Here is a 26,276-nt window from a genome sequence, read left to right on the forward strand (position 1 = left end):
CACACTTTTACGCCCAGTCAGGCGTGGCTTTGACGATAAAATCGTCTGAAAACGGGCGTTAAGTTTAGATTTTCGCCAAACGATTCAAAGTTAGTTAATTTATACTTGCACCCCTCATAGGATATAGCTAATATCCTTCTCGTTCTTAAGGAATGGGTCCGTAGCTCAGTTGGTTAGAGTACTACCTTGACATGGTAGGGGTCGGCGATTCGAGTTCGCCCGGACCCACCACTCCTTAAAGCCATACTAAAACCAAAGTATGCTGAACATTAAATTTGGGTCCGTAGCTCAGTTGGTTAGAGTACTACCTTGACATGGTAGGGGTCGGCGATTCGAGTTCGCCCGGACCCACCAAATTTAGTTCCTCGTGAACAAACACAAAGCCCGCTAATCTAGCGGGCTTTGTTGTATCTGGAATATTAAGGTGGCTAGCTTTAGCTATCCTTCTTCCTCTGCTGGCATTTCATAAGCTTACAAACGTCTTTAAAGTGTTGAGCCCCCAACAAATGTAATCAATAGTGATTCCCATCATGTGCAAGCATCTAGTTACAGCAATTATCAGAGACTTGCTATCTAGTTCCTAAGTGATTTTCTTGGGACAGATACGCTAATAACTTGCAGAATTAATCAAAGAAATTACTTAGAAGTTCTTATCGATATTGGGCCAAAGCCTATTTTTATTGAGCGAGGCCATCGGTTAAGTCAATTAACAATTATATCGCAGTAAACTGTGAAATTAGGGCAAGTAACGCTAAGAGTTATGATGTGAACAAAGCATTAGCGATGAACTGTGAACAAGAAATTGCAGAAGTGGTTGTCATGATCAAAGAGTTAGTTGAACTTAAAGCTGTTCATTTTGCATCCAGACAAAGCGAGTTATAAAAATACAAAAAAAGTATGGAATACTGTTTATTTTGTGAGTAAAATCCGGAAAAATCCACCTCCTTATACAACTGATTTACTAAAAAATGACTGATTTTCTTGCTTCTATCATCGCTTCTTATAGTGCTGCATCTATTTCGGATGCATTCATCTATACCATCCTTTTTCTACTTGTAACTTCTAGTATTTTGGCTTTTCTAGGAAAAGCACCGAGATTTACGGCAAGTACAACTAACATCCTTACCTCTTTGGGTATCCTAGGTACTTTTGCAGGTATTGTTGTAGGTTTGATGGAATTCAATCCAACAGACATCGATGGAAGTATTGAATCTCTGCTTGCAGGCTTGAAGACTGCATTTTTAACCAGTCTAGTTGGTATGGCTGCATCGATCATTTATAAGGCTATTCTTGGAGCCATTCCGCAAAAAGGTGAAGATACAGTAAAGGGTATAGGACCTGAAGATATTTACTCTGTTATGTCGGCTCAACTGAATGCTTCCAATGAGCTGCTATCTGCGATCAAAGGTGATGAAGATTCATCATTGACTTCTCAAATTAAAAACCTGCGTGTAGATATCAACGATGGAAACAAATCATTAGCTCACCATATGGAAAAAGCAGCCGAGGGGAGTGAGCAATTCCAGTTTAAACTCTGGCAAAAAATGGATGAGTTCGGTGAACTTTTATCTAAGTCTGCAACAGAGCAAGTTATTAATGCACTGAAAGAAGTCATTGTTGAGTTTAATGACAAACTGACAGAGCAGTTTGGTGAGAACTTTAAGCGATTAGACGAGTCAGTGAAGAAACTCGTTGATTGGCAAGAAAACTATAAAGACCAACTAGCAGATATGGCCACGAAGTATCAGCTAGGTGTAGATGCTATATCTTCGACAGAGAAGTCAGTAGCTAGCATCAATGAACGTACAGAAGCCATCCCAGCGACTATGGAAAAACTTCATCAAGTTATGGAGTTAGGTCATGGTCAAGTGACGGAGCTCGAGCATCGCTTAGAAGCATTTAAAGATCTTCGTGATAAAGCAGTAGAAGCAATGCCGCAAATTCGCGAGCAAATGGATAATACCATGTCGGTAATTGGTGAATCAGTTAAAGCGGCTTCGACACATTACGAATCAATGCTGCAAGAGTCACAAAACATTATTGATAACTTCAGTTCGACTGCGACTCAGAGTGTTGAACATATGCGTACAAACTTGGAAGCGGGAGCCGAGAATGTATCGAGCCAACTAATTGAAAGCTCTCAAACGTTGGGTGGGCAATTATTGGAAGCATCAACGACGTTCCAAGATCAAGTGGGCACAGCGACAGGCGGCCTAAGCAATGTGACCAGTCATCTAACTGATACGACAGAGCAGATCAGGCAACACCTTGAAGACTCAATTACTGAGCTGAATGGACAGCTTCGCGTACTGGTTGCCGATATTAAAGACGATGCACGAGAAACAGGCAATGTTCTAAAAGAAGCCAACCAAGAGTTACTAAATAGCACGAAAGAAATTCAGTCAGAAACGACATCAGCGATCAAAAAACTTCACGATCGCTTAGAAACCACTCTAGAAGAAGTGTTCAAAGTGCAGGCAGAGGCAGTACGTAGAACATTCGATAGCTTAGAAGACCAGATCACGCAGTCAGTAGGTAGAACTGGTAGCGCAGTTGAGAAACAAGTGGAAGTGCTTGATCTACAAATGCAGCAAGAAATCAACCGAACTATGAATGAAATGGGTGAAGCGCTTGCAACGATTACGCAGCAATTTACCCGCGATTACCAAGCGTTAACGCGTGAAATGTCGAATGTTGTAAACAGTAAAATTGCAGTGTAATCATGGAAAAGCTATTCGGAAAAAACAAATCTACCGGTGATGGTGGTGAACATTGGATGTCAGTATCAGATCTAATGGCGGGTTTGATGATGGTGTTCTTGTTCATTTCTGTTGCACTTATGCGTGATGCTATGGTTGAGCGTGACAAAATAAAAGAAGTCGCAGAAACTTATCAGAAAACCCAGCAGGCCATCTATATTGCGTTGCTAGAAGAGTTTGCTAAAGATCTTGATACGTGGGGGGCTGAAATTGATCGAGATACGTTGAGTGTCAACTTTACTTCACCTGAAGTACTGTTCGGAAATGGTAAGGCGAATTTAACTCAGCAATTTCAGGTAATTTTGAATGATTTCTTTCCTCGTTACCTTGAAGTATTAGAGCAGTACAAGCCGATTATTCAAGAGATTAAAATTGAAGGGCATACCTCTAGCCGTTGGAATCACGATTCTAGCGATTACGAGGCTTACTTCAATAACATGCGTTTATCACAGTCACGGACGCGTGCAGTACTTGGCTATGTAATGAAACTTGATGATGTTCGTGCACAACATTATGGCTGGGTAAAAAATAACGTTGCGGCAGTAGGTTATTCTTCATCTAAAGCAGTTATTAAAGATGGTGTAGAAGACGAAAAACGCTCTCGTCGAGTGTCTTTTCGTGTAATCACTAACGCTGAAGAGCAGATATTGAAGATCTTGGGGGCGGAATGAAACTAACGCTTAATCTTCATTCCCTTATGCGTGCGATTGAAATTATGGAGCCAGAAAAAAAAGGCGTATTTTCCTGGGTCCATCAAATAACAGAAAAAAGCAAAATTGATATAGAGCTTGCTCAAGGCAAAGACGTAGAGCTCAAAGATGTCGATATTGATTCTGGTTTACTTAGCTACAAAGGAAGACAAGTTCTCCTTTATATAAAAGACCATGGTAGTGCTGTTCAATCAGTTATTAAAAACCCATCAACTGGCAATAAATATCATGTGACTGATTGTTCTAAGTTGAAATCTATGCGTGCGGAAGGGCGATTCGAAAGATATGTAGTTATCAATGATACATCCGGTGAGTTTCCTATATCTGGTAGCGGGTATTATGGTCAAAGTAAGGAAGAGGGCTATGCAAGATTAAACATCTGCAAATTATGCTTAGGGCAATTGAATTATAAGGGCTATAGCAGTGGCGGTCATCGTTCGAAGATATTCGATGAATTTGATATGCCAGAGTTCTTTGCTACCTATAGCTCTTTCTTCCCTCACATGCCGTCTCGACGAGCTGAGACCGCTGAGAGTGGCTACAGTGATGATTGGTCGAAAATATCCTCCCACTATAGAGTAGAAAAAAACTTTGAGTGTGAACAATGTAAAGTGAATATGCGTTCTAACCGATCACTTCTGCATGTTCATCATGTTAATGGTGTTAAATCAGATAACAGGCCGTCAAACCTTCGTGCACTGTGTATCGATTGTCACAGCAAACAACCCATGCATGAGCATATGGGTCTCAGCCACAGAGAGCGTCAGACAATAAATGATCTGCGTAAACAACAAGGTTTACTTGATGACCTCGGTGAGTGGCAAGAGTTGTTTGATTACTCAGATCCAGGTGTACATGGCGTATTGCATGCTTGTCGACAAGCGTATCTGAAACTCCCCGATATTAACTATTTTGTTGAAGACAGTTTCAGAGGGGGAGGCGCACGGCTTGAACTTGCGTGGCCAAAGCACAAATTTGGTGTCGCAATATCAATGAACGATATTGAATATGCAAACAGTAATGGTTGGCAGGTCGTGGGTATTAATGACTTTTTGGAAAATTACAAATCACAAGCTTATAACTTAAGGCACTAAATAAATGTAGGTTAAGCTAGAAGAAATAATTGAGAGAATCATTCCAGTCGACCATGCTTGGAAGCCCTCAGAGAAGAATTTGGCAATGAGTTCGCTGCAAATCAATCTCTCAGACACACAAAATCATCATTACAAGCAACATTGCTCATGAGGCCTATCTTTTAAAAGCGACAGATGTCCATGTTAGCCAACACGGTGACAGCCACGTTGGCATGTTAGTGTGGGCATGGGTAGATTCTGAAAATTATTGGCCCGCTTATTTTGGTTTGTACGAGTGAGTAAAAGATGCCTTTGATGCAGAAGACATCACCATTCCATTCCCGCAAAGAGATGTACATATCCAGCAATAATGAAAGGAGCACCTGCTCCTTTTTTGTACATCAATAAAACTCGCCACAAGTGAAAGGCAGATTAATTTCATATCTGATGCACTTTTTCCGAGATTGATAAAATATAGGGGTGGTGAAAGCTTTTGTTTTAAATATTTTACTTAATTATATTAGCTTGGCATTAATTAGATTTTTTAATCATAAGGATTTAAAAAATGGATTGGAATATAAGTCACAATTCATGGTCAATTTTAGCTTGAGTAATAAGAATACTTTTATGGTGTATTTACTCTACATATATATCATTTTTTGAACGACATTTGTTTGTAAGTAATTGTTTTTAATGTGTATTATATGGTGGTGAGGGTTTTGTCATAAGAATTCTAAATATTTAAAATTGTGATATTAATTCCTTTAGATAAATGTGGAGCTTTTATTGAAATTAGTTACGTATATTATTTTTTACTGTTTTCTGATTAAAACTATAAACGCGCAATAGGTGATAGCGGATATAAAACATCTGTTAGGTCTTATTTGTACAATAAATGGAAGAGAGTGAAAAAGTGAAGGCAAATAATAACATTCTTAAAGCAGCAGTGGGTATGGCGATGCTATCTGGCCTACCAACAGCAGCAAATGCTCACGGTTGGTCAGAGTTTCCGAGTGCTCGACAAAATACATGTTATGAACAAGGCGGAATTTGGTCGGGTAATCCACCAAATGCAGCTTGTGCTCAAGCAAAAGAAATCTCGGGTACTTACCCGTTTGTTCAGCGTAATGAATACGCCAAGAACATTACTGACTACAACAATATCGCAGCAGTAAAAGCGGCGATCCCTGACGGCACATTGTGTTTTGCAAATGACCCTCAGAAAAAGGGCATGGGTGCACCACATACAGCTTGGACTCGAACAGAGCTCAACACGGGTTCATTTGAGTTTGTATTCAACGCCACTGCACCACACAACCCCTCATTCTGGGAATTTTACCTAACCAAACCTGGCGCAGATCTGAGCAAAGCGCTCGCGTGGGGTGACCTAGAGCTTATTCAGAAAGAGGGCAATGTTCCTGTTGAAGGTGGTAAGTACCGTATGAACGTTACCATTCCTTCTGACCGTTCGGGTGACGCAATTCTATTTGTACGTTGGCAGCGTGATGATGCTGCGGGTGAAGGTTTCTACAACTGTTCAGACATTACTATTGTGGGTGGTGAAACGCCTCCACCAGAGCCAACACCGCAACCTGATCTTGTAAAAGGTGACTTGTATATTCCCGTTGATTTCATCGGTCCTGATCTGGGTGACACGGTTAAGTATGACATCATCAATAAGTACGGCGATGTTGCCCGCAGCTTTGATATTGAAGTGAATTCATCCAACATCAATGACTGGCAGCGTCTGTTGGCGTCAGAGATCAACGGATGGCATGCTGAGTTCAAAGATGGAGCGGTCTTCATTGGTGATTGGCATGAAGAAATGTCTCACTACATGTACTTCCAAAACGAACCGTCACGTAACTTCTTCAACTCAAAAGATAGCCGTGCATCGGGTGTGATCTCAGTAATTGATGGGGACGATGGTACGGTTGAGCCTCTAACTGGTGAACTCTACGAGCTTGTTAAGAGTGATAAGGTCGTAAACGCAGGTGACAAAGTGGTTATTGCAACTAGCGAAGCAGCGAACCTAACGCAAACTCAAGGTTCTGCAGTTAGCATTCAGAACAATGGCACGGCTTCTATCGTCGTTGATACAACGGCAGTCACACAAAATGAAACACTGTCGTTTGTTGCGAATGCAGTGAACAGCGAGCGTACAGAGATATTCACGTTTGAAGTTATTGCAGACGAAGGCAGTGTAGATCCAGAACCAACACCAGACCCAGATCCAAGTGGCGACGAATGGGATGCAGCAAAAACGTATCTAGGTGGTGAAGTGGTGTCTTACGCTGGTGGAAAATGGAAAGCTCAGTGGTGGATTCAAGGTGGTGATGATCCACAAACGACTTACCAAAAAGACCAGTGGGGTGTTTGGCGTCCGGCGAATTAAGACCTGAACTGTATGCTAATAAATCAGGCCACTTTAATCATGGATTGAAGGTGGCCTGATAAAAGGTGCAACGTTATTTAATTGGGGATACAAATCCTTCTGGCTTGAGCGCAACTAAAGAGCACCTGATCGCTTGAAGGATATTTTCTGCAGTGTTACCAATAACGAGCCCTTGAATACCTGAGCGTGCAATGGTTCCCATCACCAATGTATCAACGTCTTCGTTATCTACCCAACGGGGTATAAGTTCTTCAGCTGAACCATGTAAGTGGTGCACTTTGATATCTCCAGAAATTCCAGATTTTTCAATCAACTCATTAAGCTTCTTCTGATGTTCTCCTTTCATCGCTTGAACTTGTTTATCAAGTATTTGGTCATCAACGTGTATCCAAATATGATGTCGTAAATAACTCTCCATTAGGAAATCCCAACAGGAGATAATTTCTAATGTCCCGTTGCATGTATCAGCGATGGATCGTGCCGTTCTAAGAAGCTCAATGGCGAGTTCCATTTCTTCATTATTCTCGACATCTGGCTCTATAGCGACTGCGACTTTTTGGTCTGCCATCTGTTTGCTGTGTCTTCGGCTTATCCAAACGGGGCAAGGACATTTGCGTAGCAACTTCATATCAAGTGCTTTAAAGCCTTTTTGGTCGTCAGATGCTGGTTCAGCTTCTTTAAAAACCAAATCGTGGTTACCACTTAATACATGTTGAATAACACTCACCGCGGGTTTTGTATTGCTTTCGATATCGATTGGAAATGAGTTAAGGTCTTGACCGATTGATGAAAGCTCAGCGTTAACGGTGTTTACTAAAGATGTTTGGTAAGTCTCCTTATATTCACTCATGCTAGACGGGAGCGCAGGGCAAGTAATTAGGCCACTGATTTTGGCGTTGTGAAGCTGGGAGAGTTTGAGGGCTTGATCCAGCGAGTTGTTTTGGCTGGCCAATCCGTGGCTAACGAACAAAATATTCTGAAATTTACTCATAACGACCTCCTTTTTCATAAGTGTGGTGCGTCATTACACATAATTCCATACGAAAAGTGTGTTTTATTTTGGGGTAAATCAAAACTTGCTTATATACCCAAGTGACTTCTGAATCCTGCATCTTGAAGTCACTTGGGTATACTCTACTAATTTAATATGTTTTTGATTGTAAGTTGTTTAAAAAGGAATACAATCGCGAATTATTACCCCTCCTTGGTGGATCTAAAAATGATAAAGAAAACCCTCCTAGCTATGGCACTTTCAGCCAGCATTATCGCGCCAGCAAGTGCTTGCACTGGCATCTCTCTTTCTACTACTACAAACGACCATATTCACGCTCGAACGATTGAGTGGGGTGAGAGCGATCTAAACAGCAAACTGATCCTTGCTCCTCGAGATTACTCGTTTACTTCAACCATGCCAGACCAAAAACAAGGGTTAAGCTGGAAGAGCAAATACGGGTTTGTTGGTATTTCGGTGAGTGATGACCGTTTTATTGGTGAAGGCGTGAACGAAGAAGGGTTAACGGCAGGTTTGTTCTACTTTAAAGGATACGGATCGCTAAAGGCGTATAATCCAAAAGATCGCACAAACAGTATTGCTGACATGGATTTTGTTCGTTGGATGTTATCGCAATTCAAGACGGTTGATGAAGTCAAAACCGCAATGAAAAACATCGATATTGTTCCTGTTTACATTGATGAAAAAGGGCAACCATCACCAACTGGACATTGGCGTGTTACCGACAAAGCGGGTAACAACATCGTGATTGAGATTATGGATGGTGGTCAGGTGCACATCTACGATAACGAAGTGGGGGTACTGACCAACTCGCCAACCTTCCCATGGCAAGTAACGAACTTGAACAACTATATTCACCTTCAGCCGGGCACCAGTGCACCGACTAAGTTTGGTGGTGTAGAAGCGAGATCTTTTGGTATTGGCTCTGGTTTCTTAGGTTTACCGGGGGATATTACACCACCATCGCGTTTTGTTCGTGCGGCATTCTTTGTTAATACAGCGCCAGAATCGAAAACCTCGCAAGAGGCGGTATCGCAAGCATTCCATATACTGAACAACTTTGATATTCCGATTGGTACTGAGTTTAGTTCTGAATATCGAGAGCATATCCCTGATTTACCAAGTGCTACGCAATGGACTTCGGTCATTGACCAAGGTAATGGAGCGCTTTACTACAAAACGATGCACGACAGCAGGATTAAGAAAGTTGATTTAACTAAAATCGACTTTAACCAAAAGCAAGAGTTAAAACGCAAACTCGATAATGGCTCATTCACGATAGAGAATGTGGAACTCTAAACATTCCCGAATGGGGGCTTAGCGGCCCCCATATTTTAAATGCTCAGTTGAATGATGAAGTGCTGTTGGTTCGTGTTAGGTGGGTAGCATCGTTGCTCGTTAACATTTGGTATGGACGCAGACCAAATAGTGGCATGATGGAATAGATATGATCGAACAGATCCGCTTGTACGCCTTCATAGTAAGCCCAGTCAGTATTGTTGGTAAACGCATAAACCTGTAACGGAATACCTTCTGGTGTCGGCTCTAACTGTCTCACCATGATCAGCATGTACTGATGAATATCTTTGTTCGCTTTCAGGTATGCACTAATGTAAGCGCGGAACATACCCAAGTTGGTCATTTGGCGTAGGTTGCCAAAGGCTGGCTCTTCACTCATTTCTTCATTGTAATCGCTGATTTCACGCGATTTCTCATAAATGTACTGGCGAAGGATTCGGATGCTTTTTAGCTTTTCAATTTCTTCATCAGATAAGAAGCGAATCGATGTGACATCGACATTCACGGAACGCTTGATACGGCGACCGCCAGAATCTGACATGCCTTGCCAGTTAATAAAGGCATTTTGCACTAGGGCATAAGCTGGAAGCATACTCACTGTGTTGTCGAAGTTTCGAACTTTTACTGTAGTGAGTGAGATTTCTTCTACTGTGCCGTTCGCGCCGTAAGAGTCCATTTGAATCCAATCGTTCAGGCTGATCATGCGGTTTGCAGATAGCTGAATACCTGCAACGAACCCCAATATCGTGTCCTTAAACACCAACATGACGAAGCCCGTCGCAACACCCAAACCGGAGAGGAAAATTACTGGTGATTCGTTGGCGAGAATCGACATGGAAACCACGACACCAACGAAGAAGGTGAACAGCTTAATCAGTTGGACGAAGCTTTTGATCGGCATTCTTCTTGTGATGCCTTTAAATGTCGCAATGTCATTTAATGCATCAAGCAAGGCAAAGATCATCCAAATAAAAATGACCAAAATAGAGATACTAAGAATCCGGTCAAAGATGTTGGCTAACCAGTCGTAATGACCAACGGCGAGAGGGATAAAGACATCCAACACCATGATTGGGATCAGCAGTGAGAGTTTTTCTAAGACATCATATTTCGCCAAACTTTCAGCGAGCGGTTTATTGGCTTTTTGCAGAACATTGTTCACCGACCGAACGATCAGATGATGAACTATCAGGTAACTGATCGCTGCTGCGGTTAAGCTCGCAAGAATAAAAACGGTTGTGAGCTCGACGCCATAAGGGTCGCTATTGATGCCCACGGAACTGAGTTTGTCTGCAATAAAGGTGCGAATGTGATGATCGAGCAAAATGTCATCCTCAAAATGTAGCCTGAATGAAGAAGTGAGAGCTTCTGCGGAGAAGTCAGGCAACAGGCGTTAGAAAGCCGCTAATCCTACTCTCCATCTCTATGTTTTGCACTGGTTTAATCCAGCAATCTTGAAACTTATTATTCAAAAATAGCGTATAGGCGAAGATGTGATACAGGTTTAACATCAAATTATGAAAACGGGACACGTTTTTCTGCTAAGTCTGTGAACTATCAATGTTTTATTAGACTAGACTGAAAAGGCGGCTCGCGTTTAATTCAAGAGGCATTCAATGGAAAATTCTAATCAATCACAACAGCCAACTTTTTTGTCTAAAGGCTGGAAATACTTTGTTATCGTTGGTGTTATTATCTCTTTAATGGGCATTGGTGCTATGAGCTTGCCGGTGCTTGCGGGCGTAACGATCTCGACCATCGTGGGTGCGGTACTGTTGTTCAGTGGTTTGGTTCAGGCATACCACACATTTTCTATTAACGTGTGGAAAGAGAAGCTTTGGTACGTTTTAAGTGCTGTGCTGTATATTGTCGGTGGCTTGTTCATTCTGTTTAAACCGCTGGCAGGCTTGGTAACCATTACGATGTTGATGGTGATTGTGATGATTCTTAATGGTTTAACCCGTGTGTTCTTCGGCTTAAGCAATCGAAGTTTACCAAGCAGCAATGTAATCGTGTTCAGTGGCGTGATTTCGGTTCTGATTGGTGGCTACTTCTTTATGCTGCTTGATGATCCTGCGTTCTCGACTACATTGTTGGGCACTTTTGTTGGCATCTCATTATTGATTGAAGGCATTAGCTTTATCTTTATGGGGATGCAAATGAAGAAGCTCTCTTAATGAGCGTTATCAAGCATCTCTAGGTTAAATAGTACAAAGTGCCTGCCGGTTCGGTGGGCATTTTTTATGGCTAAGTAAAATTGGGTACAAGCAAAACCACGGTTTCCCTCACACATTTGTCCTTCAAATCAGGCTCATATTCAAATCTCTCTTACTGTTTAATCAAAGGTTATCAATAAGCAGGGAGAGGACTTTGAAACCAATTCAAACAGCAACGATAGCACTTGCTTTGACGCTCGGCTCTGCGTGGGCAGACAATCATTTGCCAGATTCAGTTGAAGCGGAAGTGATGTTAAAAACAACAACCAGCTGGGATGGCGCAGAATTACCCAGTTATCCGCAAGGGCAGCCTGAAGTCACTATCGTAAAAATCACCGTACCAAAAGGCGTGCAGTTGCCAATGCATCAGCACCCAGTCATTAATGCAGGTATTGTGCTGAAAGGGGAAATCACGGTCACCAAGAAAAGTGGAGAAAAGATCACACTTAAAGCTGGCGATGCGATTGCTGAAGTCGTTGAACAGTGGCACTTTGGGGCGAACACAGGTGATGACCCCACCGAGATCATAGTGTTTTACGCTGGGGTGAAAAATGAGCCGATAACGGTGAAGTGAGTTGCGAAACAACAAAAAGCCCGAGTATCTACTCGGGCTTTCTATCTGAATGGGAAGCTCTGCTAACGTTCTGCGTTATTTGGATTCACAAGCTTTAGCGTGGTTGGTATTGCGCTTTTCTTTAAATGACAGAACCAATTGAGGCACAAGCGACATGGTAATCATGCCGATCATTAGGCTGTATTGAATAGGCGTGAAGCTTTCACCCATCAAAATCAGACCTGATACAATGCCTGCAACAGGGTTGGCAATGCCACCAAACGTGAAGTCAACAACTGACATACGTTGCAACAACCATACATACATGCCGTAGCCAAGTGCCGTGTTGAGTACGATTACCCACAGCAACCCACTTACGTTTCTTAATGAGATGTTTTGGACAGCTTGAACGTATGGCTCAGGGTTAATGTTTGCTAGTACACCTGCCGCGATGGATAAAACCAGGCCGCCTAAAATAAGTTGCCAAGTGAGCACCGTCCACCAATGCATTCTTGAACCTAAAGATTTAGTTACGCTGCTGCCAATCACAATGCACATAATGGCAGACAACATTGCCACTAAACCGATCGGGTTTAGCGTAATCGAGCTTGGGTCGAACAAGAACCAAGCCAGCGCGATAAGGGTGGCACCACTGACCCCTTGAATAAGATTCGGTTGGCGCTTGTAAACCACCCAACCAAATAGCATGGCAAAGACAGGCACTGAAATCATACCCACACCAGAGATTGCAGAAGGTAAGGTTAACGCCATCACGAAAATGAGACCGAAAAAGAGGGCGATGTTAATCGTGCCAAGTACAAGCAAGATCTTCCAATCTTGTTTCTTTGGTAATGAAGGTTTGATAGCAAGTAGTAATAGACCAGCTGGCAATGCTCGTAGTGCACCAAGTAACACTGGCGGCCAGTCTGGCAAAGTAAACTGTGTCACGGCGTACGTGGTTCCCCAGAAGAACGCCGGAATCATCGCGAGTAAAATGTTCATGTTAAATATCTTTACGTTGAGATAATTTATTGTAAAGGTACGCTCGTTATTGCTTCTTGTAAAGTATCTCTATGTTAAAATACATTCGTCAATCAAAATGTCTTGGAGATGAAAGGATAAATGGACGCAATTGATAGAGTGGTAAGTCAGTGGGCTAAGGAAAAGCCTGATCTCGATACCGAGCCGATGGCGATCATGGGACGTCTAATGCGGATTGCCAAGCATATGGAAAACCACGTTGCCGAAGTTCATAAGCGTTATGATCTCAAAATGGGCGAGTTCGATGTATTAGCCACGTTGCGTCGTAGCGGTGAACCTTATCGCTTAACTCCATCGGAGTTGATCTCATCGATGATGCTGACTTCTGGTGCGATGACCAACCGACTCGATAAGCTAGAAAAGAAAGGCTTGATCGATCGAGAGCATAGTAAAGAAGATCGCCGCAGTGTCACTGTTCAACTTACTTCAAAAGGTTTTGAGTTGATCGATGCGCTTATTGAGCAGCATTTACAGGCACAACATGAATTGATGGGTTCGCTAACCAGCGATGAAAGAGAGCAGGTTAACCAGGCGTTAAAGCTATTACTGCCTCAATATGAGTAACTGAGCTCCATAGGCTTCGGATTGGGATGAATCATGGACATTGAAGAGCTAGAGCAGTTTGTCGGTACGTTTATGTGAATGCTCATATGAGCTAGTGGTCGCCAAATTAATAAAAGCTCAGCGTATTTCATTTTGATATCAGTAAGATAGTTTGTTCTTGGTCACAGATACTTCGCTTATCGCCAATATCAACAAACAAAAACTCGCACCTTTAACTCGCACCGACTATATAAATGTTATGGTGATGTTAAAGATGAAGTTATGCGTGCACTCTCTGAATGGTTAGAAGCCTACGGTGAAAGCCATCAAAACCCTATCAACCAGAAAATTCATAAAGTTGCTGTCCCTGGTATCTTTCTGTCTGTTGTGGGGCTGATTTGGTCGATTCCGCAGATTCCTTTGTTTGGATTCAATCTCAATTGGGTATGGCTGGCGGCAGTACCCGCGTGGATCTTTTATTTCCGACTTTCCCTAAGCGTGTTTATGATGATGATTGGCTACACCGTCGCATGTATTGGCTTGATATGGTCGATGGACATCCTTGGTTGGCCAGTACTTCACATCTCAATGCTGTTATTTGGTGTCCTTTGGATATTCCAGTTTATCGGACACAAGATAGAAGGGAAGAAACCCTCCTTTTTTGAAGATCTACAGTTTCTATTAATTGGTCCTATTTGGGTTTTTCGCAAACATTAAAAGAAAGGTCTGTTTATCAGATTCGCCATCTAGGCTGTGTTACCATCCTGCTGCTTTGAAACGCCCAGAGGTATGAGGTGTAAAGCAGTAGTGAGGTCGTCACATGAGTGCAGAGCAGCATTTTCAAGGTCAGTTTGAAGTCGAATTGAAATACCGCGTAGAAGATAAACAAGCTTTTTTAGCGGTGCTGGGTGGTTTAGAGCATGAAGTCATGTTTGAAGACAATCAAGAGTCTGATTGGTTCTACGACACGCCAGAGCGAAAACTCAGTGACGAAGGGAAAAGCCTTGTGATTCGAGAGATCGAACCTTCAGGCATCAAACTTTGGATTGTAAAAGGCCCAGAAAAAGATCGCTGCGAAGCCACCGATATCACCAAGTCTCATGCCGCGAAAAGTATGCTGGAAAACATGGGGTACGAAGTGATTCTTCAGACCAAAAAAGTGCGCAGCATTTACTTTATTGGTTCGTTCCATATTACTCTCGACCATCTAGAAGGCATTGGACATTTTGCCGAGTTCGCCATTATGACGGATGACGAAAGTGCGCTTGCTAGTTATAAGCAAGAGTTGGAAGCACTTGCTGCACGATTTGGTTTGGACGAGTCGCACAAGGAGCGCCGTTCATATAAGCAGATGTGGCAAACTGAGTAAAATCCACGTCATTTCTTATTGGTCTGACAAGTAACTTCCTCCAAGGGCACTATGATTAGAGTAGTGTGAAAGCGCTGTGTCTACGTTCTTAAAAGATGCAAGTAGCTAGTGACAATGTCACAGATTCGGAGGGGCAATGTACAACCGCGAACACAAATACGTGTATTGGCGAGAAGAGCGCAAGAAAGGCAAATGGCACTACATTGTGAAGTCTTTCTTGATGATCTGCTGTGCATTGCTGGTTGGCAAAGTCATTGGGTTGTTCGTCTTTGGCGAGCTGCAAACCCTCAGAGATATCACGGAGCAGCTTCCAGCCGACCTGTTTATCATGATGTTGGTGGGCTTTCCGATCAGCGTGATTGGCTGGTATCACGAAGAGTCTAAATTTTTCCGTGCGTTAAAGCGCCGAGATAAGAAATTCAAAGCACGATTAGAAAACCGAAATCAAAAAAATAAGTCTGGTTGATAAGGTGCTGCAATATTCGAGGGGTGCGGCTTTTTTACTCGTATGCTTCGTATCTTGTATCTCATTCCTGTACTTTCTTGCCATTGTGCGTCTAAACAAGGTGCGTTTGTATCGCGTCAAACTGTGTACCTGATGGCATTATTCATCTCTGACTGCGATACGGTGCTACTTTCATGATTTTTGCCAAGATTTTGTTATTGGCTCTTTGCTAGATTTCCCCAAAGAACATCCCTCTATAGGAAAGATAATGGATAAGAAAGCCATGCTACACAGCCAGCAAGTGTACTTTTGTGATGACGAAGAGTTGGCGGCAATGCAAACCGAATGTCTAGAGACTTTATATGACTATAACCAGACACGCCCGTCAGAAGGTGAAAAACGCGTTGAGATTATGCATCGCCTGTTCGCATCAGTTGGGAAGAATTGCTATATCGAGCCACCATTGAGAGCGAACTGGGGCTGTCATACTCACCTTGGTGATAATGTTTATGCCAATTTCAATCTAACGTTAGTTGATGACACCCATATCTATATTGGTGACCACGTAATGATTGGGCCGAATGTCACTATCGCGACCGCAGGGCACCCAATTGACCCGGATCTAAGGCGCGACGTGGCGCAGTTTAATATCCCTGTTCATATTGGCAATAACGTCTGGATCGGGGCCAACTCTGTGGTATTGCCGGGCGTGACGATTGGTGAAAACTCGGTGATTGGTGCTGGTAGTGTGGTGACAAAGGATATTCCAGCCAACGTTGTTGCGGTTGGTAATCCGTGTCGAGTACTACGAGAGGTCGGACAACACGATAAAGAGTACTATTTTAAAGACCGTAAGCTTGAACAAAATATATTCAACGGTTAGCCTAAACTCTCTACTTTACTAGGAAACTAGAATGATCCTACGCACAACTAACCTCTGGTGGCTCCTCCTCCCTTTGCCAAGCAGTCGGTAGGTTGAGTTGTGCCTGGCTGCGAGTAGATGCAGCCTGAGTCGTATTCTATCTCGTAGCCTTGTTTGAACATGAAAACATCATCAAGGAGAGAAAATGAATACGGCATCTGAACCCAGCCCCCATGCTGAAAGCCAGCCTCAAAAGCGAACGGTGAGTGCAATCACATTAGGCGTAATGTTCGCACTTGCAGGCACTCTGTTGTTCTCGATTAAACCTATTTTCGTCAAAATGGCGTATCAATATGGCGGTGATGCAGTCAGCATCATGACGCTCCGAGCCATCAGTTCGCTGCCTATCTATCTTTGTATTCTCTTTTGGATGTTGCGCCGGTGTGAGCAGCGAGCACAAGTAAAGCAGCATGGAGTGAAAGCAGCCGCCATTGGTGTGTTGGGGTACTATCTCGCAAGCTATTTAGATATCACAGCGCTTAACTATATTTCAGCGCAGTTAGAGCGGTTATTGATTTTTCTTTTCCCTACTTTTGTTGTTCTGATTATGTGGTTTAAGGAAAGACAAGCCCCGAAGCGCAATGTTTTGATTGCAGTAATGCTGGGGTATGTTGGTGTGGGCTTGATTGTCGCCCATGATCTTTCCCAATACGGCGAACAAATCTGGTTTGGCGGTGGGTTAGCGATTTTGTCGGCGTTTGTTTTTGCGGTGTACCTGGTGCTGAGCAAAGGCTGCATCGCCAAGTTAGGCAGCACCATCTTTACCAGTATTGGAATGGGGAGTGCGGGTGTCGCTATTCTCATTCACTTGTCATTCAGTGAGTTGGAATTGCACACCATGGGGAAAGAACTGATCATTGTTGGCGTACTATTAGGTTTGTTCTGTACCGTCATTCCTTCCTATTTGATCGCAGCAGCAATGGCTCGTTTGCATCCTGCGCACTTAAGCTTAGTCAGTAATGTCGGTCCTGCTATGACGGCGCTGTGCGCGATTGTCATACTAGGCGAAGCATTCACTTGGTATCACGCGATTGGCATGGTGCTGACCATTGCGTCTGTGGTGATGATTAATCGTGGCAAGTAGCGAAAAGAAACAGGCAAGTCGTTTAGAACGGGCAGGTCGAAAAAGTTCGACCTGCCAAGTGCCTAAAAGACGAAGTTCACCATAATGGTGTACATGTTTGCGTCATCGTCTTCTGGAGTATCAACAAACGCACCAGAGGCATTGCGATAGGCTTTGAAGTGTTGCCATTCTGCATTAAGTGACACGTTGTAGTGGAGATCGTATCTCACCCCCAATAAATAGCTGTCACCATCTTTGTGCTCTTGGTCATCAAATTGTTGGCCATACGTCGCGTAGGGCGTGAACTCGTTGAGGTTGTAAGAACCTTGTATATACCATGCAGAGGCAATATCGTTGGTTTGACCTTCGACTGTTAAGGTGAGGGCATCTAGCTCATACACGGCCCCGAGCGAAAATAGTTGAATTCTTTGGTCTGTCTCTTTTATGGTCAAGTTAACATTCGTGAGTATAGTTTCTTGGTCGTACTTCGCGTCAAGATAGCCAAAATTCCAGCGATAATTGTCGCCACTAAGGACGAGGTTAATGCCGTACATGCCATCGGTCGTGAACTTCAGTTCAGTGGTGTCGTTGTAATCAACACTGCTGTCGTCTTTAAATCCGATAAATGGTGTTGTTGTTAAAGTGAGGCTTTCATTTATATCGTGATTCCAAAGAACGGAGAGTCCATTGTATGCGGTAATACCAAGAATACTGTCATAGACTTCATTTGGCGGGCGAGCTGGTGTAAATGCATGGCCGACAAAGTAATACTCAGATGCTAAGAATAGGGGCATTCTTAGTCGCCCCCCACGAAACTCGACGTTCTCATACGTGTAAGCGATATACGCCCATTCTAACTGAGGATTACTCCAGTGATCCTGAGGTCGTTTGACCACTTGAGCAGAGGCTTTAAAGGCATCGTAATAGAAGTCGAGTTGCAGGCCGAACGTGGTGTCACAATCGTAGCAGTTCTTGTCGTTAATAAATCGATTCACGAGAAGTGGCATTTCATTGTCAGATGACGCCCACGAAGTCGAGCCAAAACCGCTAAGCGTTAGGTTGTCAGTAATCTCGATCGCTGAGTAACTTGGAGCCGTGATACAAGAAACAAATAATGCAATCAGTGTTTTCTTCATATTATTTCTCCGAACTTACTACGTAGAGGATTTGCGCATTTGATGGGAGGCTACTGACGGGAGCGTAACCAATGCGATTTGGCTTTTCTTTCATCCATTCTAAAAGCGTGTCTATGTTTGAGTTATCAATGACTTTCGGTGGGCGTGCTTTGCCTGAAAACGATAAGCTGGCCCAATGCGCGTTCATTTGTGCAATGTTCTTGTTGAGCAAGTAACGATAAAACTCAGAACGCTCAGATGACGTATCTGGCCAATCTGCAAGTTCAACGCGATGGCCTTGTAGGCGTTTTGTTTTTCCTCGATATAACTTGCGGGCTTTCGTAATGCTCAGTTCATTAAACTCCGAGTTTAGGGAAAAAATTGCATAGCTGTCTGCGGCGAGCGCTTTACTATCAAAAGAAAGAAAGACAGCGAGTGAGACAAGAACACTCAACAGCACTTTAAGTATTCTTCTATTCTTCTCTAAGATATGGATATCCATAACCATTACCTTATTCGTTAAATGACGCTTTCAATTTGGTGAATCAGCTTTTCTTTACGTATCGGCTTCGGTACGTATGCGTCCATACCAGAATCAAAACAGCGTTGAATGTCGTCGTCCACCACACTTGCTGTCAGTGCAATGATTGGTGTTTTAGATAGACCAGAGTCTTGCTCAAACTGTCGAATCTCTCGGGTTGCCTCAAATCCATCTTTTATTGGCATCATGCAATCCATCAAGATAATGTCGAATCCTCTATCTTGTTGGAACATATCCACAGCAACTTGCCCATTCTCTGCGATTTCAAACTGATAACCAGCTTTACTGAGTAGGAGTGAAGCGACTTTCTGGTTTACGTTATTGTCTTCAACCAGCAAAATTCTTCCGTTATTGTTTGCTGTGTCTTTGGGCGACTCTTCTATGATCGAAGTGGCTGCAGCCTCTGGCTTATCAGCGATGGCTTGTAACATTTTGTCTTGAAGAAGATTGGCTTTAAATGGTTTTGCCATGTAATCAGTCATACCTACGTTAAAGCACTTCTGGATGTCGTCATCCACTACGCTAGCAGTGAGCGCTATAATAGGGATCTTAGGTTTGTTCTGTTCGGCTTCAATTTGACGGATACGTTTTGTCGCTTCGAAACCATCCATAACGGGCATCATGCAGTCCATTAAGATTAAGCAATACTGATTGGCTTGGTACAGCTCAAGTGCTTCCTGACCGTCATTTGCGAAATCAAAGTCGAATCCAGCTTTGCGTACGTGCAACCCGGCTATTTTTTGGTTCACATTGTTATCATCCACAATGAGAACTTTCCCGGATGTTGACAGGTTTTTAGCATGAAAGTCAGCATCAAGATGGGGTGATCTCGCCATGCATGTCTTGATTGCTTTGGCAAGTCGTTGGCCAAGAAGTGGCTGGGTAATCACTGCACTGATATTTTTCTCAAAATCAAATTGCTCACTGTGAAGGTGGCGAATGAGGCATACATGAATATCACAGGCTTCTAGCTGTCGGAAATAAGATGTCTGCTTGTTGGCACAGTTAGGTTCACTTTCTACATAAACTAAAACGCTACTTGCTGGTAGTTGCGTAGCAACAGGTTTATCGATGCAACGGTAGTGTGTCGAAGAGCAAGCGATATTGTAAAAGCTCAATTCGTTAATCAATCGTTCACCAAAGCTAGAATCATCATAGAGTAGGGTAACGGGCTTGCTTGCTTCCGTATTACTGACGTTCTCATAACGAGCTTGCTGAATATCGAGTTCAAGTTCGAAGTAGAATCGGCTACCAATCCCTTTTTTCGAATCTAGTTTTATTTTCCCTCCCATCAACTCCACCAGCTGCGTACTGATAGCTAAACCCAGCCCAGTTCCGCCGAACTGTCGTGTGGTTGAATCATCTTCTTGAGCAAAGGGTTCAAAGATCTTCCTTTGCTGTCCTTCATCAATCCCGATACCGGAGTCCGACACTGAGAACTCGATGTTTGCTTTTGTTCCGGTAAGCTGTTTTGTTTCGATGGCTAACTGTACAAAGCCTTTATCGGTAAACTTCACTGCGTTTGAGATAAAGTTCATCATAATCTGGCGTAAGCGATGATCGTCTATCATCACTCGGTACGGGGTATTTGGACTGATAGAGACATCTAGCACAATGCCTTTCTCTTTCGCTTTCGGGGATACGATTGAGGCAATGTCGTATATGGATTCACGGATACAGGTAGAGTGTGGGCTGATGAGTAACATGCCTGACTCAATCTTGGAGAAGTCCAATATGTCATTGATTAAGCTGAGAAGCAGATGTGAAGAGGTTTCAATGGTGTCAACGTAATCGAGCTGTGTTGCGGTGAGAGGCGTTTCAGAGAGTACTTCGGAAATACCAATCACGCCGTTTAATGGTGTTCGGATTTCGTGTGACATATTGGCAAGGAAGCTACTTTTGGCCTTACTTGCTTGTATCGCATCATCTTTTGCTTGCTCTGCGTCTTCCTTCGCTTGCTTGAGTTTGATACTTGCTTCCTGCCGCTCGTAGCTTAGGCGTTGAACTTCTTTCGCAAATTGGCTGAGCTCGTCTTTTCCTTTTACTATCTGTTTGAGACTGTCATCTTGCTTTGAGTCATCTCTTTTTAGAAACTTGAGGACAAGCTTAAGATCTTGAGTCACTTTCTGACTAAGCTTTAATACCGAATAAATGACTAATAATGTCATTAACCCAATGATAAGTATGAAAATCAACTGCTCTCGTTCTGCTTTTCTAATTGCACTTTCTACATCATGAGTTAACTGCGCTTTAATTGTCGTATCAACGTTGATGAGGAGCTCTAACCTTGTTTTTAGCGCTTGTAGTCCTGTTTCAATTTCAAGGGATGAGAGCTCATCAAGATCACTACGATTTAATAGGTAACTGCGAAAATCCTGGCTTTGCACAAAGGCATCACTGGTAAAGGTATCGAGAAGAAGAGAGACCTGTTCTTGGTTAGCATTCAGATTAAGGAATCGCTCTAAAAATAGTTGTTGGCTCTGTATGAGCGAAAGAATAGTGCTACGAATTTCGTCGTCGTACTCACCTTGTTGCGCACTTTGTACAAGGACTTGGCTAAGTCTGTTCTCTTCATTAGACCAGAATAGTAGCCATTCGAGTTGGGTTAGGGCTGTTAGATGGTCTTTGATTTCCGGAGTTGCATTAGTGAATGGGACTTTTTCTAACTCAATTAAGAGTTGTTTGTAGGCGTCAGATACCCACTCACCTAAATCAAGCCTGTCTTCCGATGCAGTCGTTTCAACCAGAGATATTGTGCTTTCTTTTAAGTCGGCTAGCGCATCTTTCGCATCAACGTCTGTGCTATTGAACAATGTCGGAGTAATCGTCGATAGCTCTGATATTCGGAACTTAATGTCGGTTATAGGTGAGGCGGCATTACTGTCCTGAGTGATTTGGTAAATCTCTGACATCTTATCGACATACTTTGAGAACAGCTCTGCTCGTTGTAGTGTATTGGCTTGCTCAGAGAGGCTTAGTACTTGTTGAGTGGCCAGTATAAGCAACATACATATAGGCAGTAATACCAGGCTAATAAGTTTATGCTTAACAGAAAAGTTGTTCCAAGAAATCGCTCGCGCCACTGTTTACATCCATATAAAACTAGTTGATATAAAAAGTGTAGTTTAGTCTTAATAATGTGCATGATTACAACAAGATAATAGAACCCAAATCACACCTTGGTGTGAACTAGCGTTTTCTTGAATAGAATTATGTAGTGACTGCTGACTAGCATATACTCAAGTAACCTAGAGTTGCTTGGTTCAGCGAGAATGACTTGGTTTGAAGACGAGGCAACAATTTGAAGATCTAGTTGCTCTAAATCGAAAATTACTAACGAAGCATGCGAATCAAGGCAACTCGCCGTTCGGGAGCATGTCATTGAAGCAAGTTCTTCGTCAATCAACTTGGAAAGAACTAGCTATTCCAAGTTTTTCCTTGAACTTGAATCAGCGACAGCATTTAGCCCCCTGCATGTTGATGTCACTGGAGTATAGAAAGACTCATGTTGACTGAATTGAACAAAAGCTACTTCCCCGCTAATTGCAGTTGGTGTTAAATACGTCCCGAACCAAGTTTGTACAAGTTGAATCTAAGAATATGACCGCAAAACTTCTTCTAATTCGTGGTTTACCGGGCTCTGGTAAGACGACACTTGCCAAGAAATTGTCCAAACAGCTCAAAGCAAAACATTTTGAAGCTGACATGTATTTTGAGAATGAAATTGGCGAATACCATTTTGATGGCACAAAACTGGCTGATGCGCACGAGTGGTGTTTTCAGCAAACCCGGAAATGGCTAAGCAAAGGAAAGACTGTGATTGTCAGTAATACGTTTGTGCGCCATTGGGAGATGAAACGGTATCTAAAGTATTGTGAGAAAAAGCAGATTGAAGTGGAAGTGCAGGTTTGCCGAGGTGAGTATGAGAGCATTCATGGTGTGCCATCAGCGACGATAGAGAATATGCGCCGCCAATGGCAAGAGTAACGGTTCTTCATTCTTTGATTGTTTCTAATTACTTAAGCCTCTATGGTTTACTGACCGCGACCGTCGATCATCACCACTAGCGTTTTGCTCATGATGGCAATGTCCATGGAAATCCACGAGTAGAAAGAACTCAAGCTCAGTGCGTAACTGTGGTCGAAACCTACCTTACGACGAACGTCTTCGATACAAGAGTCATAACCTTGGTTTACTTGCGCTAGACCTGTGATGCCAGGTAGCACACCGTAAGTGCGTTCAACAAAATAAGGGATTTCGTCTTCCAGCTTTTGATAGAAAGCAGGGCGCTCTGGACGAGGGCCAATCAAAGACATTTCACCTTTTAGCACATTGAACAGTTGTGGAAGCTCATCCAAGCGAGTCTTGCGTAGGAAGCGTCCAACCGGAGTGATACGTGGGTCGTTCTCAGAAGCCCATACCGCACCAGAGCGTTGTTCTGCATCCACATACATGGTTCGAAATTTCATAATTTCAAACAGGTCCATTTTTTCTGGTGTGCAGCGTCCAACACGAAGCTGACGATAAATCACAGGGCCTTTTGAGTTCATCACAATTGCTAACGCAATCAAAGGCATAATCGGCATGGTGATTAGCAAGATGAGCAGTGAAACAACTACATCGAAAGCGCGTTTTGCTAGATGAATATTTGAGTCGTAGCGTGAAGTTTTCATGATGCTTTCCTTATTGATTAACGCGCTTCCAGCGTCCGTTTTCCATTCCAAGTAGGTAGCGTAGTCCGCCTGCGAAGTTAGCTATGTGTCCAACCACTAAGTAACTGATTAACTTAAATGGCTTAAACAAATTTAATACTGGTACTAAGTAAGTGATGAGAGCAACTGAGTAGACTGCCAGTTGTGCCAGCATCAGAAATTGAAACGCTGGGTAGTGAATCAGCAGTAATGAACTCACCAAACACATAATCATTAGGTAAGGTGTCGCAAGACGCAGTACCTTTCCAGATAGAAACGCAAATGCAGTGCCACGATAACGGGGCAATAGCAGTTTTTTCAATTTCAAGAACTGCTGCATGTTACCTGCCGAGATACGTAGGCGACGTTTGAAGTCCGAACTGTCTGCGCTTTCTTCCAGTTCGATGGCTAACATTCTTGGTTCATAGACGGAGTCATAACCTTGAAGCACAATGCGCATTGGCAAAATGAAGTCATCGTTAATGATCTCAGGCTCTAATGGCGAAAACAGTTTGGTTCTGAAGGTATAGAATGCGCCGTGAGAACCAATGGTTGAGCCGATCAATGACTCTTTGTACTTCACGTTCGATTGATATTGCCAGTAAGCTGCTTCGCCTTGGTTTTGTGTCGCCATGATTTGATAGGTTGCGTTCACCACACCCACTTTCTCATTTTGATAATGCTGACTGGCCAATGAGAGCGAGTCGCAAGAGACGAGGGCAGACACATCACTTAATGCAGTAATATCTGAAGTGACGCTCTCCATTTCCATGTTGATTAATCCGACTTTACCGCGGTTTACCTCATGGTCATGAACAATGAACAGAGTATCTGCGCAAATCGCTTCTTGAATCGTATCTTGTGCAATCGCTGCGGTGTTATCTGTACAGCCATCGCAAGCAATGACGACGGCCAGTTTATCTCTAGGATAGTCTAGGCTTGCTAGGTTACGGATTTTTTCTGCTATCCATTGTTCCTCATTGTAAGCAGGAACGATCACCGTGACACTTGGCAGTGTGCAGTCACGCTTTGAGGCCTTGTAGCAGCGCTCTTTTGCTTTTTGTTTTCTTGCATTCTTTTTCGCTTTTCGTTGCTCTCTGCGTGCCGATAACCAATTCAAAACCAAAGGATAACCTACGTGATGATAGATAATCAGTAGCGCAGAGAAAACAAAACCAGCTGTCCATAGTAGATCAATCATGCGTTCTCTCCCTGAGCCAATGTCGCATAGCGGTTCACCATATTGCGAATGTCGAAATGCTTAAGAATGTGTGCTCTCGGTGATTGGGGTGTTTGTGATAATTGCTGCGATAGCGCATCTGCCAACATTGGTACTTTGTTCGGTTCAACGAGCGCTCCAATTTGTGGGCACAGTGTTTCTTTTACTGCGCCAACATCGCTTGCAATGCAGGGTACGCCACAAGCCTGTGCTTCTAGTGTGGATAGAGGGAACCCTTCTTGAAGCGAAGGCAGGCAAAACACGTTTAGGCTCTGATAAAAACGAGGCATGTCGCTTACTAATCCGAGGAAAGTTACTCGGTCTTCTAACCCGAGTGTGCGAACTTGTGCTTCTAGAATGCCTCTTTGGCTACCGCAACCAGCAAGCGCAAGATGGGTGTTTTTTGGCAGGTGAGAAAAGGCTTTGATGAGGATCTCTTGTCCTTTCACCGTTTCCAAGCGACCTGCTGTACCTACAATGAACTTGTCTGTAGGAAGAGCGAAAAACTCACGCGCTTTTTGTGGATTGCCATCGGTGAATTTCTCGCAGTCGATTCCATTATGGATGGTGCTTACGCGCTGATATCCCAACTTATTCGTGATTTGGTCAGCGACAAAGTCTGCGTCTGCTACGACTTGAGGATGAAGCACTTTGAGAAGCGTCGATTGCAGTCTCGCGGCCTTTTTATTGTTTAAATGCCACGCATCATGCTCAGTGTGGATCAAGGTTTTGATCCCATTCAAACGAGCTGCAGTGCCACCGTATAGTAACGGCCCAATGTGATGTGTATGGACGACGTTTGCATTCAGTTGTTTTAATTTTGCTTTCAAAACCTTGAAGGTTGATAGATGCAGACCAGACGGCTTGTTTAGAAAGTGGAGTTGGTCTTTAAAGTCCGCCAACTTCTCCCAATGATTTTGCGCAGTTTGTTTGTTTCCCTCTAGGCTGATAACAAACACGGAGTCTTCGGCTTTGGCAAAGCGAAGCATCTCAAGCACCAAAGTTTCCAACCCGCCTGGAGCAAGATGCTGAACGATGTGAACGATCACGTTGCCATTATTGCTTGAGTTTTTAGTCTCTGAGTTTTTCATTCCTGAGCCCTCGACGTGGTTATCTTTAGAAGAGGTAGCAGGGTGCGTGCCAGAAAATAAATTGCTATAAAACAAGTGGTTAACAGTGATTTTGGAGGCGGGGTCAAAATGAGAAGCTATGTTTCTCAATTTGAAATTCAAAATTAGTCTTCAGAAGAGAGAGGGAATGAAAGAAAAAGCACTCAAAAATGGAGTGCTTTACGTTGTGTTATTGGCGGG

At 43.2% G+C, this 26,276-nt stretch carries 24 protein-coding genes and 2 tRNA genes; 17 read left to right on the forward strand and 9 right to left on the reverse strand.

The window, feature by feature from the left end; all coding sequences use genetic code 11:
- Positions 1-154: 154 nt before the first annotated feature.
- The 7 genes from J4N37_RS06790 to J4N37_RS06815 all read left to right on the forward strand — a co-directional run bounded on the left by J4N37_RS06790 (position 155) and on the right by J4N37_RS06815 (position 6,937).
- Positions 155-231: transfer RNA gene (locus J4N37_RS06790), tRNA-Val, on the forward strand.
- Positions 232-277: 46 nt separating this feature from the next.
- Positions 278-354 (forward strand) — tRNA-Val (locus J4N37_RS06795).
- 614 nt (positions 355-968) lie between these two features.
- Positions 969-2,720 carry a hypothetical protein gene (locus J4N37_RS06800; RefSeq protein ID WP_252041998.1) on the forward strand — a complete coding sequence of 584 codons (1,752 nt, stop codon included), beginning with the start codon at positions 969-971 and terminating at the stop codon, positions 2,718-2,720.
- Between the two features lie 2 nt (positions 2,721-2,722).
- Positions 2,723-3,430 carry an OmpA family protein gene (locus J4N37_RS06805; RefSeq protein ID WP_252041999.1) on the forward strand — a complete coding sequence of 236 codons (708 nt, stop codon included), beginning with the start codon at positions 2,723-2,725 and terminating at the stop codon, positions 3,428-3,430.
- Positions 3,427-4,563, forward strand: a complete 1,137-nt coding sequence (locus J4N37_RS06810) for an HNH endonuclease signature motif containing protein (protein ID WP_252042000.1) — start codon at positions 3,427-3,429, stop codon at positions 4,561-4,563. Before J4N37_RS06805 ends, J4N37_RS06810 begins: the two co-directional genes overlap by 4 nt.
- 140 nt (positions 4,564-4,703) lie before the next feature.
- Positions 4,704-4,841 carry a hypothetical protein gene (locus J4N37_RS25180; protein WP_353505820.1) on the forward strand — a complete coding sequence of 46 codons (138 nt, stop codon included), beginning with the start codon at positions 4,704-4,706 and terminating at the stop codon, positions 4,839-4,841.
- Positions 4,842-5,455: 614 nt separating this feature from the next.
- A complete protein-coding gene (locus J4N37_RS06815) occupies positions 5,456-6,937 on the forward strand; it encodes a lytic polysaccharide monooxygenase (RefSeq protein ID WP_503048332.1) in 1,482 nt (493 codons plus the stop codon).
- Between the two features lie 73 nt (positions 6,938-7,010).
- On the opposite strand, the gene J4N37_RS06820 is transcribed toward J4N37_RS06815, so the two are convergent.
- The gene (locus J4N37_RS06820) at positions 7,011-7,928 is read right to left on the reverse strand and encodes a universal stress protein (RefSeq protein ID WP_252042002.1); all 918 of its coding nucleotides are present in this window, start codon (positions 7,926-7,928) and stop codon (positions 7,011-7,013) included.
- Positions 7,929-8,156: 228 nt separating this feature from the next.
- Between J4N37_RS06820 and J4N37_RS06825 the strand changes: the two genes are divergently transcribed.
- Entirely contained in the window at positions 8,157-9,248 is a 1,092-nt protein-coding gene (locus J4N37_RS06825) for a linear amide C-N hydrolase (protein ID WP_252042003.1), read from the forward strand.
- Positions 9,249-9,291: 43 nt separating this feature from the next.
- On the opposite strand, the gene J4N37_RS06830 is transcribed toward J4N37_RS06825, so the two are convergent.
- Positions 9,292-10,572, reverse strand: coding sequence for a mechanosensitive ion channel family protein (locus J4N37_RS06830; RefSeq protein ID WP_252042004.1), 1,281 nt, complete (start codon positions 10,570-10,572; stop codon positions 9,292-9,294).
- A 292-nt stretch (positions 10,573-10,864) separates the two neighbouring features.
- Between J4N37_RS06830 and J4N37_RS06835 the strand changes: the two genes are divergently transcribed.
- Both J4N37_RS06835 and J4N37_RS06840 read left to right on the forward strand, forming a co-directional pair.
- Positions 10,865-11,425, forward strand: coding sequence for an HdeD family acid-resistance protein (locus J4N37_RS06835; RefSeq protein ID WP_005445951.1), 561 nt, complete (start codon positions 10,865-10,867; stop codon positions 11,423-11,425).
- Positions 11,426-11,618: 193 nt separating this feature from the next.
- The gene (locus J4N37_RS06840) at positions 11,619-12,038 is read left to right on the forward strand and encodes a cupin domain-containing protein (protein ID WP_252042005.1); all 420 of its coding nucleotides are present in this window, start codon (positions 11,619-11,621) and stop codon (positions 12,036-12,038) included.
- A gap of 75 nt (positions 12,039-12,113) precedes the next feature.
- Here the strand turns inward: J4N37_RS06840 and J4N37_RS06845 are convergent, their stop codons facing one another.
- Positions 12,114-13,019: a DMT family transporter gene (locus tag J4N37_RS06845; protein ID WP_252042006.1), complete on the reverse strand. Its 906-nt coding sequence runs from the start codon at positions 13,017-13,019 to the stop codon at positions 12,114-12,116.
- A gap of 120 nt (positions 13,020-13,139) precedes the next feature.
- Here J4N37_RS06845 and J4N37_RS06850 point away from each other — a divergent pair, with 120 nt between their 5' ends.
- From J4N37_RS06850 to J4N37_RS06875, 6 genes are all read left to right on the forward strand, one after another.
- Complete coding sequence (locus J4N37_RS06850; RefSeq protein ID WP_010448196.1) at positions 13,140-13,622, forward strand: MarR family winged helix-turn-helix transcriptional regulator; 483 nt, start codon at positions 13,140-13,142, stop codon at positions 13,620-13,622.
- Between the two features lie 261 nt (positions 13,623-13,883).
- Positions 13,884-14,318, forward strand: a complete 435-nt coding sequence (locus tag J4N37_RS06855; protein WP_010448194.1) for an Mpo1 family 2-hydroxy fatty acid dioxygenase — start codon at positions 13,884-13,886, stop codon at positions 14,316-14,318.
- Between the two features lie 103 nt (positions 14,319-14,421).
- The gene (gene cyaB / locus J4N37_RS06860; RefSeq protein ID WP_252042007.1) at positions 14,422-14,970 is read left to right on the forward strand and encodes a class IV adenylate cyclase; all 549 of its coding nucleotides are present in this window, start codon (positions 14,422-14,424) and stop codon (positions 14,968-14,970) included.
- 136 nt (positions 14,971-15,106) lie between these two features.
- Positions 15,107-15,436, forward strand: coding sequence for a hypothetical protein (locus J4N37_RS06865; protein WP_252042008.1), 330 nt, complete (start codon positions 15,107-15,109; stop codon positions 15,434-15,436).
- Positions 15,437-15,683: 247 nt separating this feature from the next.
- Positions 15,684-16,298 carry a sugar O-acetyltransferase gene (locus J4N37_RS06870; protein WP_010448188.1) on the forward strand — a complete coding sequence of 205 codons (615 nt, stop codon included), beginning with the start codon at positions 15,684-15,686 and terminating at the stop codon, positions 16,296-16,298.
- 184 nt (positions 16,299-16,482) lie between these two features.
- Positions 16,483-17,421, forward strand: coding sequence for a DMT family transporter (locus J4N37_RS06875; RefSeq protein WP_252042009.1), 939 nt, complete (start codon positions 16,483-16,485; stop codon positions 17,419-17,421).
- Between the two features lie 62 nt (positions 17,422-17,483).
- On the opposite strand, the gene J4N37_RS06880 is transcribed toward J4N37_RS06875, so the two are convergent.
- Genes J4N37_RS06880 through J4N37_RS06890 form a run of 3 tightly spaced genes read right to left on the reverse strand, consistent with a single transcriptional unit; the run spans position 17,484 to position 22,139 of the window.
- Positions 17,484-18,536 carry a porin family protein gene (locus J4N37_RS06880; protein ID WP_252042010.1) on the reverse strand — a complete coding sequence of 351 codons (1,053 nt, stop codon included), beginning with the start codon at positions 18,534-18,536 and terminating at the stop codon, positions 17,484-17,486.
- A gap of 1 nt (position 18,537) precedes the next feature.
- Positions 18,538-19,023, reverse strand: coding sequence for a hypothetical protein (locus J4N37_RS06885; RefSeq protein WP_128826826.1), 486 nt, complete (start codon positions 19,021-19,023; stop codon positions 18,538-18,540).
- An 11-nt stretch (positions 19,024-19,034) separates the two neighbouring features.
- Entirely contained in the window at positions 19,035-22,139 is a 3,105-nt protein-coding gene (locus tag J4N37_RS06890) for a response regulator (RefSeq protein WP_252042011.1), read from the reverse strand.
- A gap of 517 nt (positions 22,140-22,656) precedes the next feature.
- Between J4N37_RS06890 and J4N37_RS06895 the strand changes: the two genes are divergently transcribed.
- Entirely contained in the window at positions 22,657-23,043 is a 387-nt protein-coding gene (locus tag J4N37_RS06895) for an ATP-binding protein (protein ID WP_252042013.1), read from the forward strand.
- Between the two features lie 47 nt (positions 23,044-23,090).
- Here J4N37_RS06895 and J4N37_RS06900 read toward each other — a convergent pair whose 3' ends face one another.
- The 3 genes from J4N37_RS06900 to J4N37_RS06910 are packed head-to-tail and all read right to left on the reverse strand — an operon-like array spanning position 23,091 to position 26,057.
- On the reverse strand, positions 23,091-23,729 hold the full coding sequence (locus J4N37_RS06900; RefSeq protein ID WP_020197377.1) for a sugar transferase: 639 nt from the start codon (positions 23,727-23,729) through the stop codon (positions 23,091-23,093).
- Between the two features lie 10 nt (positions 23,730-23,739).
- Positions 23,740-24,948 (reverse strand): glycosyltransferase family 2 protein, encoded by a 1,209-nt coding sequence (locus J4N37_RS06905; protein ID WP_252042014.1) that lies wholly within the window; start codon positions 24,946-24,948, stop codon positions 23,740-23,742.
- Positions 24,945-26,057, reverse strand: coding sequence for a glycosyltransferase (locus tag J4N37_RS06910; RefSeq protein WP_252042015.1), 1,113 nt, complete (start codon positions 26,055-26,057; stop codon positions 24,945-24,947). Before J4N37_RS06910 ends, J4N37_RS06905 begins: the two co-directional genes overlap by 4 nt.
- Between the last annotated feature and the right edge of the window lie 219 nt (positions 26,058-26,276).

Source organism: Vibrio sp. SCSIO 43153 (assembly GCF_023716625.1).
Lineage (GTDB): Bacteria > Pseudomonadota > Gammaproteobacteria > Enterobacterales > Vibrionaceae > Vibrio > Vibrio rotiferianus.